The organism is Synechococcus sp. R55.3, from assembly GCF_047461975.1.
In the GTDB taxonomy this organism is placed as follows: Bacteria; Cyanobacteriota; Cyanobacteriia; order Thermostichales; family Thermostichaceae; genus Thermostichus.
The window spans coordinates 1-14,550 of sequence record NZ_JANSIG010000078.1; the positions used below are offsets into that span (position 1 = coordinate 1).

The 14,550-nt window shown below is 60.0% G+C and carries 14 protein-coding genes; 5 read left to right on the forward strand and 9 right to left on the reverse strand.

Annotated elements, in window-relative coordinates:
* A partial coding sequence (locus tag NW849_RS11380; RefSeq protein ID WP_414357730.1) for a site-2 protease family protein occupies positions 1-1,541 on the forward strand: 1,541 nt, incomplete at its 5' end.
* A 44-nt stretch (positions 1,542-1,585) separates the two neighbouring features.
* Entirely contained in the window at positions 1,586-3,436 is a 1,851-nt protein-coding gene (locus NW849_RS11385) for an aspartate kinase (protein WP_414357731.1), read from the forward strand.
* Positions 3,437-3,442: 6 nt separating this feature from the next.
* Here NW849_RS11385 and psbA read toward each other — a convergent pair whose 3' ends face one another.
* Positions 3,443-4,498 carry a photosystem II q(b) protein gene (gene psbA, locus NW849_RS11390; protein WP_414357732.1) on the reverse strand — a complete coding sequence of 352 codons (1,056 nt, stop codon included), beginning with the start codon at positions 4,496-4,498 and terminating at the stop codon, positions 3,443-3,445.
* Positions 4,499-4,837: 339 nt separating this feature from the next.
* On the reverse strand, positions 4,838-8,053 hold the full coding sequence (carB, locus tag NW849_RS11395) for a carbamoyl-phosphate synthase large subunit (RefSeq protein WP_414357733.1): 3,216 nt from the start codon (positions 8,051-8,053) through the stop codon (positions 4,838-4,840).
* A gap of 279 nt (positions 8,054-8,332) precedes the next feature.
* On the opposite strand from carB, the gene NW849_RS11400 reads away from it, so the two are divergent.
* Entirely contained in the window at positions 8,333-8,566 is a 234-nt protein-coding gene (locus NW849_RS11400) for a FitA-like ribbon-helix-helix domain-containing protein (protein WP_071818136.1), read from the forward strand.
* Positions 8,550-8,975, forward strand: a complete 426-nt coding sequence (locus tag NW849_RS11405; protein WP_414357734.1) for a type II toxin-antitoxin system VapC family toxin — start codon at positions 8,550-8,552, stop codon at positions 8,973-8,975. The genes NW849_RS11400 and NW849_RS11405 overlap by 17 nt, the downstream gene beginning before the upstream one ends.
* On the opposite strand, the gene NW849_RS11410 is transcribed toward NW849_RS11405, so the two are convergent.
* From NW849_RS11410 to NW849_RS11440, 7 genes are read right to left on the reverse strand one after another with little or no spacing between them, the layout of a single operon-like run.
* Positions 8,970-9,650: a Na(+)/H(+) antiporter subunit B gene (locus tag NW849_RS11410; protein WP_414357735.1), complete on the reverse strand. Its 681-nt coding sequence runs from the start codon at positions 9,648-9,650 to the stop codon at positions 8,970-8,972. The two genes, NW849_RS11405 and NW849_RS11410, sit on opposite strands and share 6 nt — an antisense overlap.
* Complete coding sequence (locus NW849_RS11415; RefSeq protein ID WP_414357736.1) at positions 9,647-10,168, reverse strand: DUF4040 domain-containing protein; 522 nt, start codon at positions 10,166-10,168, stop codon at positions 9,647-9,649. Before NW849_RS11415 ends, NW849_RS11410 begins: the two co-directional genes overlap by 4 nt.
* A gap of 9 nt (positions 10,169-10,177) precedes the next feature.
* Positions 10,178-10,459: a monovalent cation/H(+) antiporter subunit G gene (locus NW849_RS11420; protein WP_011431879.1), complete on the reverse strand. Its 282-nt coding sequence runs from the start codon at positions 10,457-10,459 to the stop codon at positions 10,178-10,180.
* A gap of 19 nt (positions 10,460-10,478) precedes the next feature.
* A complete protein-coding gene (locus tag NW849_RS11425; RefSeq protein WP_011431878.1) occupies positions 10,479-10,730 on the reverse strand; it encodes a hypothetical protein in 252 nt (83 codons plus the stop codon).
* Positions 10,727-11,131 carry a cation:proton antiporter gene (locus NW849_RS11430; protein ID WP_414357737.1) on the reverse strand — a complete coding sequence of 135 codons (405 nt, stop codon included), beginning with the start codon at positions 11,129-11,131 and terminating at the stop codon, positions 10,727-10,729. Before NW849_RS11430 ends, NW849_RS11425 begins: the two co-directional genes overlap by 4 nt.
* Positions 11,115-12,587, reverse strand: coding sequence for a cation:proton antiporter (locus NW849_RS11435; protein ID WP_414357738.1), 1,473 nt, complete (start codon positions 12,585-12,587; stop codon positions 11,115-11,117). The genes NW849_RS11430 and NW849_RS11435 overlap by 17 nt, the downstream gene beginning before the upstream one ends.
* Positions 12,580-12,942, reverse strand: coding sequence for a cation:proton antiporter subunit C (locus NW849_RS11440; protein WP_414357739.1), 363 nt, complete (start codon positions 12,940-12,942; stop codon positions 12,580-12,582). Before NW849_RS11440 ends, NW849_RS11435 begins: the two co-directional genes overlap by 8 nt.
* A 346-nt stretch (positions 12,943-13,288) precedes the next feature.
* Here NW849_RS11440 and glp point away from each other — a divergent pair, with 346 nt between their 5' ends.
* On the forward strand, positions 13,289-14,536 hold the full coding sequence (glp, locus tag NW849_RS11445; protein ID WP_414357740.1) for a gephyrin-like molybdotransferase Glp: 1,248 nt from the start codon (positions 13,289-13,291) through the stop codon (positions 14,534-14,536).
* The last annotated feature ends 14 nt before the right edge of the window (positions 14,537-14,550 follow it).

Here is a 14,550-nt window from a genome sequence, read left to right on the forward strand (position 1 = left end):
AACTCATGGCAGATTGGATCCTGTTGGCGCTGGTGGGTTCTGCAACCTACCTGCTGCTGCAAAAAAGTGTGGCCCGCCTTTCGAAGGTGCCGTGGCGGATCCTGTGGCTGGTGATGATGCTGCCCCCTTTGGTTTGGGTGCTGGGGCGTCAGGTGTTTCAGTACGAATTGCCTCCCTTGCTGATGTTGCTGCTGTTTCTCACCTCCTACTTTACCAGCATGACCTTGGTGAGACGAGGGGGCATTCGACCCCCAACCGTAGACCCTCGGCCCGAAGTGGAAAACGCATCCCCAGAAGCGGATCCCTCGCCGGCTGCAGAACCTGAGCCGGAGGAAGAGGAAGAAGACAGCGCCGCAGATCCGGTCTCGGTGGCTCTTGCCCACACCCCCATCTCCGAAGTGCCGCGGGAAAAGCTGAGCCACTGCTTCCCCTGGAACGTCTTTTATTTGCAAAATGTGGAGTACCGCCCCCAGGCGATCATCTGCCAGGGCAACTTGCGGGCGGATCCCAGTGAAGCCTATGAGCGGGTGCAGCAAAACGTGGAAACCACTTTCGGCAAACGCTTTTTGGTGGTGCTGCAGGAGGGGTTTGCCGGTAAGCCCTTTTTTGCCTTGGTGCCCAACCCGGCGGCGCGGCGCTCCCTGGAGGACAGTCGAGAGTTGCCGCTGCTGGCTTTGGGGCTGTTGCTATTCACCTTCTGGACGACCCTCAGTGCTGGGGCCCACGCGGCTGGGGTTAGCCCTGACCGGCTGCTGCATTTGCCCTCTCTGATGAAAGGATTGCCCTATGCGGTCGGGATCCTTGCCATTTTGGGATCCCATGAGTGGACTCGCTACTGGGTGGCCCGCCGCCACCACATCAAAACCTCGCTGCCCTATTTCATCCCGGTGCCTTTTGTCCTAGGGACTTTTGGGGCGTTTATCCAGTTGAAAGAGCCGGTGCCCAACCGCAAGGTGTTGTTTGATATCGCCGCCGCTGGGCCGCTGGCAGGGAGTCTTGTTGCTTTGGGCATGCTGTTGCTGGGGCTGTTGTTTTCAGCGCCTGCAGATCCTCCCGCGGTGCCGGAGGGGCAGCCGACCCCGATTAGTTTTCATCGCATTGACCCGCGCCTATCGGTGCTGCTGGCAATTCTGGCCCGCATGGTGCTGGGGGATCAGTTGCAGCCGGGGCAGGTGATCGAGCTGCACCCGCTAGCCTTTGCCGGCTGGCTGGGCTTGGTGGTGATTGCCTTTAACCTCATGCCGGTGGGCCAACTGGATGGAGGGCACATTGTCCACGCAGTGTATGGACAGCAGATGGGAGCGAATGTGGGCCGGGTAGCCCGCTGGTTGGTGTTGCTGCTGGCTTTGACGGTGCAGCCTTGGCTGTTGCTCTGGGCGCTGCTGCTGTTTGTGATTTCCAGTGCTGACGAGCCGGCCCTCAACGATGTGACGGAACTGGACGAGGCTCGGGATCTGCTGGGGCTGGGGATGCTAACGCTGCTGGTGCTGATCCTGCTGCCGGTGCCGCCGTTTTTGCAAAATGGACTGGGCTTGGCCTAGATCCGGGGTAGGATCCAAACCGCCCCTGACCTCGTTCTCCTCTCATGCAACGCAGCTTAATTGTTCAAAAGTACGGCGGTACCTCTGTCGGCTCTGTGGAGCGTATCCAGGCCGTGGCTCAACGGGTGGCCCACACGGTGAAGGCAGGGCATCGGGTGGTGGTGGTGGTCTCGGCGATGGGGGATGAAACCGATCGCCTTGTGGGCTTGGGGGAGCAGATCTTGCAGGGATCCCCGACCACACCGGCCCAGTTGCGGGAATGGGATATGCTCCTTTCCACCGGTGAGCAGGTGAGCATTGCCCTGGTGGCCTTGGCGCTGCAACGCTTGGGGTGTCCTGCCCTTTCCCTGACGGCAGCCCAGGTGGGCATTGTCACCACTCGGGATCACAGCCGGGCACGCATTTTGCACATCCACACCGACCGCCTGTGGCAGCACCTGGAGCGGGAAGAGGTGGTGGTGGTGGCCGGGTTTCAGGGCATCACCAGCCTGGCGGAGCTGGAGATCACCACCCTGGGTCGGGGGGGATCCGACACCACGGCGGTGGCCTTGGCAGTGGCTTTGGGAGCAGAGCTGTGTGAGATCTACACCGATGTGCCGGGGATCTTCACCACGGATCCGCGTAAGGTGCCTGAGGCCAGGCTGTTGCCGGAGATCACCAGTGATGAAATGTTGGAGCTGGCCAGCTTGGGGGCCCAGGTGCTGCATCCCCGCTCGGTGGAAATTGCCCGCAACTACGGTGTGAAGCTGCGGGTGCGCTCCAGCTTGGAGCCGTTGCAGGCGGGATGCGAGGGCACTCTCATTCTTTCTCCTCCCCCCCGTCCTCGTGCTGCCGACAGCAGTATCGAGCTGGGCCTGGCGGTGGATACGGTGGAGCTGGATCGGGATCAGGCCAAGTTGGTGTTGGTGGGGGTGCCGGATCGCCCTGGCATTGCCGCCCAGCTCTTTCAGGGGATCGCGGCGGCAGGGGTGAATGTGGATTTGATTTTGCAGTCCCTCCAGTTCACAGCCGCTCACGCCAGCGGGACGGACTCCTTGCCGCAGGGATCCGTGCCCCAGCCCACCAATGACATTGCCTTCACGGTCAGCCGGTCGCAGGTGACCGAGGCTGCAGCCGTTGCCCGGCGGATTGGCCAAGAGCTGCAGTGTGCAGCGGTGATTGTGGATGAGGCGGTGGCCAAAGTCAGCATTGCCGGGGTGGGGATGATGGGCCGACCTGGGATCGCGGCGCAAATGTTCCAGGTGCTGGCCGAGGCCGGGATCAATTTGCAGATGATCTCCATGTCCGAGATCAAGGTGAGCTGTGTGGTGGCTGCGGAGCGGGCCGGTGATGCCGCCTTGGCTCTGGGAGAGTCGTTCCAGGTGATCCCCCACTTGCATCGGGCAAAGATGCCGGCTGCCCCTCAAGACAGCCACCCGGTACGCGGTGTTGCCTTGGATTTGAAGCAATCGCGGCTGGGCCTTCGCAAAGTGCCGGATCGTCCGGGAACTGCCGCCCATTTGTTCGGGCGCTTGGCGGCTGCCGGGATCATCGTGGACACCATCATCCAAAGCCAGCGGGGCTACCACAATGGGATCCCCAGTACCGACATTGCCTTTACCGTGCCTCAGGATCAAGCGATGGCTGCTGAGGCAGTCTGCCGGCAGGTGGCCGAAGAACTCCAGGCGGCAGGCGTTGACGCAGATCACGACATTGCCAAGGTCAGCATTGTCGGCGCCGAGATGGAAACCTACCCTGGCGTGGCTGCTCGCCTGTTTGCAGCCCTAGCCGAAGCCGGAATCAACATCGAGATGATCGCCACCTCGGAGATCAAGGTGAGCTGTGTAGTGCGCCGGGATCGAGGGATCCCGGCCTTGCAAGCTATTCACCGCGCTTTCCGGCTGGACTGCCCCTAGCCTGCCTTAGGGTTGAGCCGCCAGCAGCAAGGGAAAATGATGGGCGTTGGGGGCGTGCATCACCTGGATCCCCAGATTGGCGCGGTTGAGGAGATCGGCGTAGGTGGGGATGAAGCGGCCCTGGCTGTCCAGGATGGACTGGTTGAAGTTCAAGCCGTTCAAGTTAAAGGCCATTATGCCGATACCTATTGCCGCCGCCCAAATCCCCACTGTGGGCAGGGCCGCCATCCAGAAGTGGACGGAACGGCTGTTTCTCAGGCCCAGGCCGGGGAACCCCAGCCGCCCCAAGAACGCGTAGTGCCCGGCCAGGAAGTTGTAGGTGACTTCCTCCTGCCCGAAGCGGTAGCCGGCATTTTGTGACTCTTCTTCCGAGGTCTCGCGGATTAGGCTGGAGATCACCAGGGAGCCGTGCAGGGAGGCCAGCAGAGCGCCGCCAAAGACGCCGGCCACCCCCAGCCAGCTAGCAGGGTGCATGAGGATGTTGTGCTCCGCCTGGAAAGCCAGCATGAAGTAGAAGGTGCCGGCGATCCCCAGGGGCAAGCCTTCCGAGAAACTGCCCTGGCCGATGGGGTAAACCAAGAGCACCGCCGTAGCCGCCGCCGCCGGAGCGGAAAACGCCACCGCAATCCAGGGACGCATGCCCAAGCGATAGCTCAGCTCCCATTGCCGGCCCAGATAGCACCACACCCCAATCAAAAAATGGAGCACGATCAGTTGGTAGGGGCCGCCGTTGTAGAGCCATTCATCCAAAGAAGCGGCTTCCCAAATGGGATAAAAGTGCAGGCCAATGGCCGCTGAGGTGGGCACCACCGCCGCCGAGATGAGATTGTTCCCCCCTATCAAAGAGCCGATCACCGGCTCGCGGATCCCATCCACATCCACCGGCGGAGCAGCAACAAAAGCGATCACAAAACAAAAGGCCGCCGCCAACAGCGTCGGGATCATCAACACGCCAAACCAGCCGATGTACAGCCGGTTTTCGGTGCTGGTTATCCATTGACAAAAGCCATTCCAACTCCAGAGCTGCCGTGCAGCCGAGGAGCGGCGAACTACAGTACTCATAGGCCAACTCCTAAAGAGACAAAACCATTCTTTGCTTTGTCGGCTTCCTTGAACGGGGCAAAACTCTTCCCGCGCCGACCGCCAAAAGCGTCTCCTTCTTTCAGGCTAGACAGTTTTAGGGACGCCGACAGGGATCCCTAACTTTCGCAACGGGAATGTGAAAAAAATGGATTTGTCGATACAAATCAGCACCGATATGTTGCAATTTGGAGGTCTTTGAGAGCTTCCCGGCGAAGGTCGGTCACTGGCAGTTGATGGCAGCCAAGCTTGAGCAGACGTTTCTTAAGGATAGGTTTAGGAAAGAGGTGCCGTCCGGGACCTGCTTTTTTTTCCAGAATCCTAGACAGAGAAAAAATCCTGCAAGCACTTCACCTGCAGGGATCCCGACTGCAAAGCACGGATGGCAGCCGCGGTGGCTTTGGCTCCTGCCAGGGTTGTCACCAGAGGGATCTTGTAGGCCAGGGCAGTGCGGCGGATCTTTTGGCCATCTTGCTGCGCCTCGACACCGGAAGGGGTGTTGATAATGAGCTGAATCTGATGGTTTTTGATGGCGTCGATGACGTGGGGCCGCCCCTCGTGCAGCTTGAGGACTTTATCCACCGGGATCCCGTGCTCGGCCAAAACCTTTTGGGTTCCTTCGGTGGCCAATAGGCGAAAGCCCAGCTCCACAAACTCGCGGGCTACCGGGATGACCGCCTGTTTATCCCGGTCGCTGACGCTGATGAACACCGTCCCCTGGAGAGGCAGATTCTGCCCCGCCGCCAGTTGGGCTTTGGCGTAAGCGCGGCCAAAGTCCGTGTCAATGCCCATCACCTCACCGGTGGAGCGCATCTCCGGCCCCAGCAGCGTGTCGGTGCCGGGAAACTTGTGGAAGGGCAAAACCGCTTCTTTGACGGCAATGTGGGAGGGGATCACCTCCTGGGTAAAGCCCAGCTCGGCTAGGGTTTTGCCGCTCATCACTTGAGCGGCGTAGTCTGCCAGCGGATGGCCGATGGCCTTGCTGACAAAGGGGACGGTGCGGGAGGCGCGCGGATTGGCCTCCAGGATATAGACTTGACCTTTTTGGACGGCGTATTGCACGTTGATCAGGCCCACCACCTTCAGAGCTTGGGCCAACTTCACCGTCCATTGGCGAATCACCTGCAGCACCTCGGGGCTGAGGGTGCGGCTGGGCAATACACAGGCCGAATCGCCCGAGTGGATCCCGGCCTGCTCGATGTGCTCCAGAATGCCGCCGATGGTAACAGCGCCGGTGCGGTCGGCAATGGCATCCACATCCACCTCCACCGCCTCTTCCAGGAACTGATCCACCAGCACCGGACGATCCGGATCCACCGCCACCGCCAGTTGCATGTAGCGCTGCAGGTCTTGGTCGGAATAGACGATCTCCATAGCCCGTCCCCCCAAGACGTAGCTGGGCCGCACCACCACCGGATAGCCGATGCGGCGGGCAATTTCCAAGCTTTCTTCCACGCTGCGGGCAATGCCGTTGGCCGGTTGGCGAATATCCAACTCCCGCAAGATGCGCTCGAAGCGCCCCCGATCCTCAGCAATGTCGATGGAGTCGGGGGAAGTTCCCCAGATGGGAGCCTGGGCTGCTGCCAGCCCCTGCGCCAGCTTGAGGGGAGTTTGACCGCCAAATTGCACGATCAGGCCCACCGGCTGTTCCGCATCCACCAAGTTCATCACCTCTTCATGGGTGAGCGGCTCGAAATAGAGGCGATCAGCGGTGTCGTAGTCGGTGGAAACGGTTTCCGGGTTGGAGTTGACCATGATCGCTTCGTAACCCAGGCGGCTGAGGGCAAAGGCAGCATGACAACAGCAGTAGTCGAATTCGATCCCCTGGCCGATGCGGTTGGGGCCACCTCCCAAGATCATCACCTTCTCTTTGCGGGCTGGGAAAATCTCCGACTCGCTCTCGTAGGTAGAGTACTGGTAGGGGGTAGCAGCCTCAAATTCGGCGGCGCAGGTATCTACAGTTTTGTAGGTGGGGATCACCCCCAGGCTTTTGCGGCAGGCCCGCACCTGATGTTCCGTGGATCCAGTGAGGTGGGCAATTTGTCGGTCGCTGAAGCCCATTTGCTTGAGGTGTCTCAAGTCGTCAGCGCTCAGGGATCCCAGCTCCCGCCCCTTGAGGGCTTGCTCCACCTCCACCAACTCCTGTAGCTTGTCGATAAACCAGGGATCGATGTGGGTGAGTTGGGCAATCTCCTGGGCAGAAAAGCCCATGAGCAGAGCGGTGCGGATGGTGAGCAGGCGGAAGGGGTTGGGGGTGCGCAGGTTGGCCCGCACTTCCTCCGGCTTGGGGAAAACCTCCGGCCTATCGCTGCCAAAACCGGGACGGTCGATTTCCAAAGAGCGCAGGGCCTTCTGGATGGATTCTTGAAAAGTGCGGCCAATGGCCATCGCCTCCCCCACCGATTTCATCTGGGTGGTGAGAACCGGCTCTGCGCCGGGGAATTTTTCAAAAGCAAAGCGAGGGATCTTGGTGACCACATAGTCGATGGTGGGCTCGAAGCTGGCCGGAGTTTTGCGGGTGATGTCGTTGGGGATCTCCGGCAGCGTGTAGCCCACTGCCAATTTGGCGGCAATTTTGGCGATGGGAAAGCCGGTGGCCTTGCTGGCCAAAGCAGAAGAGCGGGAGACCCGCGGGTTCATCTCGATCACCCGCACCTCGCCGTTGGCAGGGTTGACGGCAAATTGCACGTTGGATCCCCCGGTCTCTACGCCAATTTCGCGCATGATGGCGATGGCATAGTCCCGCAGCCGCTGGTATTCTTTGTCGGTGAGGGTTTGGGCTGGGGCCACGGTGATGGAGTCGCCGGTGTGCACCCCCATTGGGTCGATGTTTTCTATGGAGCAGATGATCACCACGTTATCCGCCAGATCCCGCATCACCTCCAGCTCAAACTCCTTCCAGCCGATGACCGATTCTTCCACCAAGATTTGGGAAACGGGGCTGGCCTCCAAGCCGGCAGCGCAGATCTCTTCAAACTCCTCCTGGTTGTAAGCCACCCCACCACCGGTGCCCCCCAGGGTATAGGCCGGGCGGATGATGAGGGGATAGCCGATCTCCTGGGCAATCTGCTTGGCTTCTTCCAGGGTGTGGGCCAGGCCAGAGCGGGGCACGGCCAAGCCAATCCGCTGCATGGCCTGCTTGAAGAGATCGCGGTCTTCGGCTTTTTCAATGGCCTCCCGCTTGGCCCCAATCAACTCTACCCCGTACTGATCCAGGATCCCTTGCTGGGCCAGTTGCACCGCCACGTTGAGGGCCGTCTGGCCGCCCATGGTGGGCAGCAAAGCATCAGGGCGCTCCCGCTCGATAATTTTGGCCACAAAGTCCGCCGTCACCGGCTCGATGTAGGTGCGCTCCGCCATGCTGGGATCCGTCATGATGGTGGCGGGGTTAGAGTTGACCAAAACGACCTCATAGCCCTCTTCCCGCAGGGCTTTGCAGGCTTGGGTGCCCGAGTAGTCGAATTCGCAGGCTTGGCCAATGACGATCGGCCCCGCTCCAATGAGCAAGATTTTGTGGATATCGGTGCGGCGCGGCATAGGGATCCCACCAGGTGGCAGAGTCAGCCTTCTATTGTAGAGGTCACCTGCAGGTCAAGTTGCTCATCGGGATCCCTCTTTTTTGGGTGTTGCGCTTTCAAAGGCTATGCACAGCAGGCAGAGCTTGGATCCCTGGCAGGCAGGAGTTCTCTGGGGCAACCCGCAAAAGGGCAGCTTCTTCATCAGTATCAATAGACGGGAAAACTTGAACTTTAGATGATATCAATGCTATCGTCGCAGCAAAGCCGCCCAGGGATCTGCCGATCGAGGAAACGCTCTATGGCCACGTTAATTGTTCGCAATGTTGACGAAGCCATTGTCAAAGCTCTCAAACAAAGGGCTAGTCGTCACGGCGTTAGTGCAGAGGCCGAACACCGCAAAATCCTAGAGCAAGTCTTACTCCAGCCTGCGAAACAGTCCTTTGCCGAAGTGCTCAGATCGATACCTAACGTTGGCAACGATTCAGACTTTGAGCGAGTGCAAGATAACACTGCCCATGACGTATTTGCTTGACACTAACGTCATCAGTGAGCTGAGCAAACACAGTCAAGCCAACTCCGGGGTTCAAGAATTTCTTCAAACTGCCATTGAGCAAGAGGCCCGCATCTACATCAGCGTGATCACGCTGGGCGAACTCCGCCGAGGCGTTGAACTCATGCGCCATCGCGGCGATCATCTGCAAGCCAACCTTCTGGAGAGGTGGCTGCAAACGGTTGTCGATGACTATGCCGATCACATTCTTGATTTCACAATTACCGAAGCCCAGGTATGGGGAAGCCTGTGCGTACCTCACTCTCAAAATGCGATTGACAAACAACTGGCTGCTACAGCCTTGGTTTACGGACTTACCCTGGTTACTCGCAATGTCCGTGATTTTGCCGGGACAGGGGTACCTCTCATTAACCCATTTAGACCCTCATAACAAGCCGCGGTAGCGAATAAAGATCAAAACTGCCGCCCAGGATCCCAGCGCCACTTTGATCGCCACCAGAATATTGAGAATCGGGATCCAGCCGCCGCTAAACAGATCCCCCAACTCCCCTCTAGGCAATTCCCAGCCGGCCAGAGCCATCACAGCCACCCCGATAAACGCCACCACCGACAGCTTCTCCCACATCGCAGCCCGCCACCGTTTGTAGATGGCCTCCATCCAGGTGGAAGAGGCGGTGATCGCCACCAAGCCAATGGCCGTCCCCCCCGCCACCCCGGCAGCAAAGCCTCCGCCCGGCGTCAGGTGCCCTCGAATGGCCAGCTCCACCGCGATCAAAGCCGAAATGGTGGCTCCCACTCGCGCCAACACAATCGAGGGAATATCGGTAAATTGAGCTACATTGGCCGTCGGCTGCTCATCCGCCAGCAGATATTGGGCGCCCAAAATTGCCGTGGAAAACACCACCACTTCAAAGACCGTATCGTAGAGGCGGTTGCGCAGAATGAGACCCGTCACCGTGTTGGGCACACCGCTTTCGCTGGCCAGAATCTCCACCGCCTCGACTAAGGCCACGCCCGCTGTGGGATTGGGGGACACGGATCCCACCTCGCCCACGATGAGCTGTAGGGCTGCCAGCAGCACCGCTATCCCGTACACCCACTTCATGTCGCCATCACCTCAGCGGCCAGAGCTTGCTGCGCCAAAATGGCCTGCAGGCGGGGTACGCGTGTAACCAGGCGATACTCTGCTGCTTCTCCACCGGGCTCAAGGGCAATGGTGTGTACCTCTCGGCTGCGAAGAGCAGCCACCAACGCCTCCGAACTCCCATAGGCGGCCAACTCCAAGCGCATGTGATACCGCTGTAGCCCTTGGCGCATCTGCTGTAACAACTGCCGTGCTGCTGAGGTACTGGCCTCCAGCACAGGGCTGCCTTCGAGAACGCCCAGGCGCATGCTCAGCGAAGAGCGCACCGCAATGGCGTAGAGGGTAATAGAAAGCATGGTGCCCACCAGTGCCTCGGTCAGGGCCACATCCGCCGCCCCAAACAGCGCATAGATCAGGGCGGCAATCGTCCCCAGGATCCCTCGCATCACCAGGGCGTGATAGGGATTGGTCTGGGTCACCACCAGGCTCGCCGTCAGGGGCAGGAGTAACGCCATCACCAGCAACAGGGTCTCTTCCATCCTGGTCTCCTACAGGGACTTGCGCTGCGAGCAAAACGCCAGCACATAGCCCAGAATGGTGTTCCAAATAGCCAGGGAGATCAGTGCCAACACCAACAGGGGCCATTCCCTTGGGATCCGCAACAGCAGCCCCAGCATGATGCTCATCGAGCCCAGGGTGTCCGACACCGAAAGGCCGTGCAGCTTAAATAAAATCGAGCGATCCCCAAGGAGCGGCGCCGTTCCCCACAACCAAAACAGCACACCAATCCCAAACAACAGATAGCTCAGACCTTCCACCCAGACTTCCATACCTACCCCCAGGGCCTTTCTAAAGCATTTCCAGCCGTTTCAGTACATGAGCCAAGAGCATTAAGGCCGCATTGCCCACCGACAAAATCAAAACCCCCACAATCCCGATCATCCAATCATCCCGCACCACCGACACCACCAAAATCAGGATGGCCGTCTTTGTGGCCAAGCTGGCAAAGGCGAGCATCGTCTGCCAAATATCTTCCTTCAGCCAAGCGGCATACAGGGGCAAGCACAGCGTTAGGGTCAGGAGAAACAGCAGTAGGTTCACACGTCCTCCCGCGGCTTGAGCACATGGACTTCATAAGTGCCTTGGGCATTGCAATTGAGCACGATGGTTTTGGGCGTGAAGGTAATTAAAAAAATATCCAGAAACACCAGCCCCGCCGAACGGTTGGGCAGGGTTTGTTTGTAAACGACCTCCTCAACAGTGTGGGGTTTGAGGATCATCTCGAAGGCTTCCCAGTAGGCTCTTGGGATGGCGAGAAGAATTTCCTGGAGCACCCGCCCCCAATCCCGCCATTGCACCGGTGCAGAAGCCTGGCGCGGCAGCAGCAGTGTTGCCGCTACCCCAATGGCCACATTGTCCCAGCTCAGATTGCCCGTCAGCAAAAACCAAATCAAGAGCCGCAGGCCGATTTCCAATAGACCCAGCTTAGGGTAGCGCTCCATGACTGACCTCACCAAACAGAACCCAAACCAGCACCAACACCACGCTCAGGCCACCCACCACGGCCTCCAGCCCCTCGTTCACCGACCCTTTCTTCAAAGGGATCCGCTCCCAAAACCAGCCCAGCGGGATCCCAACGCCTAGGCTCAGCAGGGCTTTGAGAAGATTGTCAGCGCCAAAGGCCGCCGGCAGCCAGCCCCAGAGCAAGCCCCCACCCCAGAGCACCAGTGCCACTTTATCTTGCCAAGGAGTTGCAGAGGTGGTTGCCCCCTTCATTGGAGAAACAGGTGCCCGCAGCACTCGCACGCCTAAACAAGTGGTGCCGACGGTAACCCCCACCAGCAGCCACTCGTGCCAGGGATCCAGAGCAGACAAGCTGAGGGCCTTGGCCGCATACCCCAAACTGCCGGGTACCCCTGCCAGGGAAGCCGTCCCCAAGAGCAGCATCGGCCAACGCCAGGGATGGGTCACGCTTGTTCCAACAAACAGCAAGGGCTTTGCCAACCCATGGGCAAGACCGTACAAACCTGCCCATTGAGGGGCAGCAATCACAAATCCCATCTGCGATACCGAGCTCCAGGCGAGAAGGTGCTGGGGCGTGCTCGCCATCAGGGCCAGTAGGATCCCGAAAACGGCTGAACCAGCGCTCAAGTAGGGCAACCCCTGGGCCAAGACCGGCGAAGCCTCGCTGCAGCGCACCAAGGCCATGGCTCCTGCTTTGGTCGTAAAACCGCTGAGCACCGCCGCAACAACGGGATCCGCGGTAACGTAGGTGAGGGGCAGCCACAGGCCGGCAACGAAGATCGCCCCCTTGGCCAAAAGACCCACAGCAATCAGCGCCAAGGCCGTGGGGTCGGCCATAGCCAAACTGCTCATCGCCAGGGATCCCGTGCGCACATAGACCAGGATTGCGCCCATCAGGTAGAAGAGCATGGCCACATTGCTCATGAAAAGGTAGCGCAGCCCCACCCAGAGCTGGCGATCGCGGTGCGGAGCATTTTCTTCCACTGTGGGTTGGCCCTCAGCCCGCCGCCCATAGGTCAGCAGCAAAAACACGCCGATGCTGAGCACCTCCAGGGAAACGTAGACGCTGATCAGGTCGGCACTGATGACGACAGCATTGGCGCTACCGTGGACGATCAGCAACTGCATGGCCAGAAAGCGGCTGCCCGCAAAGCGTCTATCCAAATACAGGGCCACTCCTAGCGTGACCAGGCCGTGGGCCAAGAGCATCGCTGCTCCATTGGCATCGATCCGCAGCGTCACCCCGAAGTGATCCAAAAGCTGCAGCTCCAAGGGCGCAGCGGTTGTGCCGGGCAAGCCCCCCTGCTGCACCGCATAGGCCACCGTCAGCGCGGCCATCCCCACCAAGCTGGGACGGGTCAGGGCCGGCATCAAGTAGGTTGTGAAGGCCAGCAGAAAGGGCAATGCCACCCACACCAGCGTCAGCTCAGTCATCGGTAGAAGTGCTCTGCGCCCCTGACGCGACTGCCTGTTCGATGCTCTCGACTTCGAGGGTGGGATGATTGCGGGACAGCTTCATCACCCCCACCAACATCAAGGCTTGTACCGATAGGCCAATGACGATGGCCGTGAGGATGATCCCCTGAGGCACCGGGTCGGCATAGTCCAGCTCGCGCCAGGGTTTGTAGATGGGGGTGAACACACCGCTCCGGGCTGCCCAGATCACGAAGAAGGCGATGACCCCGGTGCTCATGACATCCATAGATAGGATCTTCATAATGAGGTTGCGCTTGACCACGACTCCCCAGAAGCCAAGGAAGATCGTGAGGATGACGGCGGCACTTAACATGGACACCTCGCTTGCTGCGCTCGAGCTATCTGGTCGCTCAGTCGTTCTAAGGCTACGCCCGCTACGCGACCAGTATCCAGCTTCCGCAGTCACAGCAGCCAGATAGCCTATGGCCGGTTGCAACGCTGCCGGGATCCCCATCTCCCCAACAAGGCCGGGATCCCGAAGTAGAAAGAGTTGCAGACTCCGAATGGGCAACTTGCTGCGACTTCTTGCCAGCTCTGGGGCTTGGTGGGATCCTGGTCATACACTTCTCATGCCAAGGTCGGAATTGATGGCCGCTGTTCGCAGTTTAAGTTGTTTTTAATGGCCTTGGCGGAACCGACTTCTGGATGCTGAAGATAAGGTGTTGGAGAAGGGGGTTGTAAAAGCCGTGATGCTGCCGGTGGCCGAAGCAGAAGCCCTGATTTTGCAGGCGGTTCAGCCGCTGGGCACAGAGTGGGTGGAGCTGGGATCCGCCCAAGGCCGCGTTCTCAGCCAAACTTTGTATAGCCCCCAAGATTTTCCGGCCCGGCCCACCTCCAGCATGGATGGCTATGCCGTGCGCCATGAAGATGTGCAAGCGGGGATCCCTTGTGAGCTACAGGTGATCGAGACTCTCCCCGCCGGGAAGGCACCCACCCGAGATCTCCAGCCCGGACAAGCGGTGCGTCTCTACACCGGCTCTATCTTGCCCGGCGGTGCGGACACCGTGGTGATGCAGGAAGACACGCAGCAACCTTCGCCGGGAACCGTCCGCCTCTTGCAGCGTCCGCAACGGGGCCAATTTGTCCGGCCCCAAGGAGACTTTGCCCGGCAGGGGGATCCCGTTCTGTTGACAGGGCAGGCTTTGGGTGGAGCGGAGCTGGCCGTTTTGGCTGCCATCCGACAGGCGATGGTGCCGGTGTTTCGTCAGCCTCGGGTGGCCCTGTTCTCGACAGGGGATGAGTTGGTGCCCATCCAGCAGGTGCCGGAGCCGGGGCAGGTCGTGGATTCCAACCAGTACGGCCTGGCGGCTCTGGTCAAGGCAGCGGGTGGGATCCCGATCCAGTTGGGCATCGTGCCGGATCGGCCCCAGGTGTTGCGGCAGGTCGTCCAGCAGGCCCTGGCCTCCGCCGATGGGGTGATCTCTTCCGGAGGGGTATCGGTGGGGGATTTTGACCTGGTGGAAAAGGTGCTGGAGGAGTTGGGAGGCGAGATTTTCATCCGCAGCGTGGCCATCAAGCCGGGCAAACCCCTGACGGTGGCTCGTTTTCCCAATCCCCACGGCCCCCCCAAGCTCTACTTTGGCCTGCCGGGCAACCCTGCCTCTGCCCTGGTGACCTTCTGGCGCTTTTTGCACCCGGCCCTGCGAAAAATGGGCGGATCCCTGCCCCCCTACTGGCAGATCCTCTCCGCCTTCAGCCCGGTGGATCTGCATGCTGACGGTCAGCGGGAACACTACCTCTGGGGACGGCTGCAGGTCAGGCCTGAGGGGATCCAATTTCAGCCCGCCGCCAACCTCAATTCCGGCAATCTCATCAGTCTGGCCGGCTGCAATGCCTTGGCTGTGCTGCCAGTAGGGACAACCCAGATCCCTGCCGGTTCGCCCGTTCAGGTGCTGCAACTGCCCTGAAGATCCCTAGCCCT

What these genes read in the sequence shown, in the direction of transcription:
- NW849_RS11385 (WP_414357731.1), top strand. Translation starts at nt 1,586, where the DNA reads ATGCAACGCAGCTTAATTGTTCAAAAGTACGGCGGTACCTCTGTCGGC.
- psbA (WP_414357732.1), bottom strand. Translation starts at nt 4,498, where the DNA reads ATGAGTACTGTAGTTCGCCGCTCCTCGGCTGCACGGCAGCTCTGGAGT.
- carB (WP_414357733.1), bottom strand. Translation starts at nt 8,053, where the DNA reads ATGCCGCGCCGCACCGATATCCACAAAATCTTGCTCATTGGAGCGGGG.
- NW849_RS11400 (WP_071818136.1), top strand. Translation starts at nt 8,333, where the DNA reads ATGGCCACGTTAATTGTTCGCAATGTTGACGAAGCCATTGTCAAAGCT.
- NW849_RS11405 (WP_414357734.1), top strand. Translation starts at nt 8,550, where the DNA reads ATGACGTATTTGCTTGACACTAACGTCATCAGTGAGCTGAGCAAACAC.
- NW849_RS11410 (WP_414357735.1), bottom strand. Translation starts at nt 9,650, where the DNA reads ATGAAGTGGGTGTACGGGATAGCGGTGCTGCTGGCAGCCCTACAGCTC.
- NW849_RS11415 (WP_414357736.1), bottom strand. Translation starts at nt 10,168, where the DNA reads ATGGAAGAGACCCTGTTGCTGGTGATGGCGTTACTCCTGCCCCTGACG.
- NW849_RS11420 (WP_011431879.1), bottom strand. Translation starts at nt 10,459, where the DNA reads ATGGAAGTCTGGGTGGAAGGTCTGAGCTATCTGTTGTTTGGGATTGGT.
- NW849_RS11430 (WP_414357737.1), bottom strand. Translation starts at nt 11,131, where the DNA reads ATGGAGCGCTACCCTAAGCTGGGTCTATTGGAAATCGGCCTGCGGCTC.
- NW849_RS11435 (WP_414357738.1), bottom strand. Translation starts at nt 12,587, where the DNA reads ATGACTGAGCTGACGCTGGTGTGGGTGGCATTGCCCTTTCTGCTGGCC.
- NW849_RS11440 (WP_414357739.1), bottom strand. Translation starts at nt 12,942, where the DNA reads ATGTTAAGTGCCGCCGTCATCCTCACGATCTTCCTTGGCTTCTGGGGA.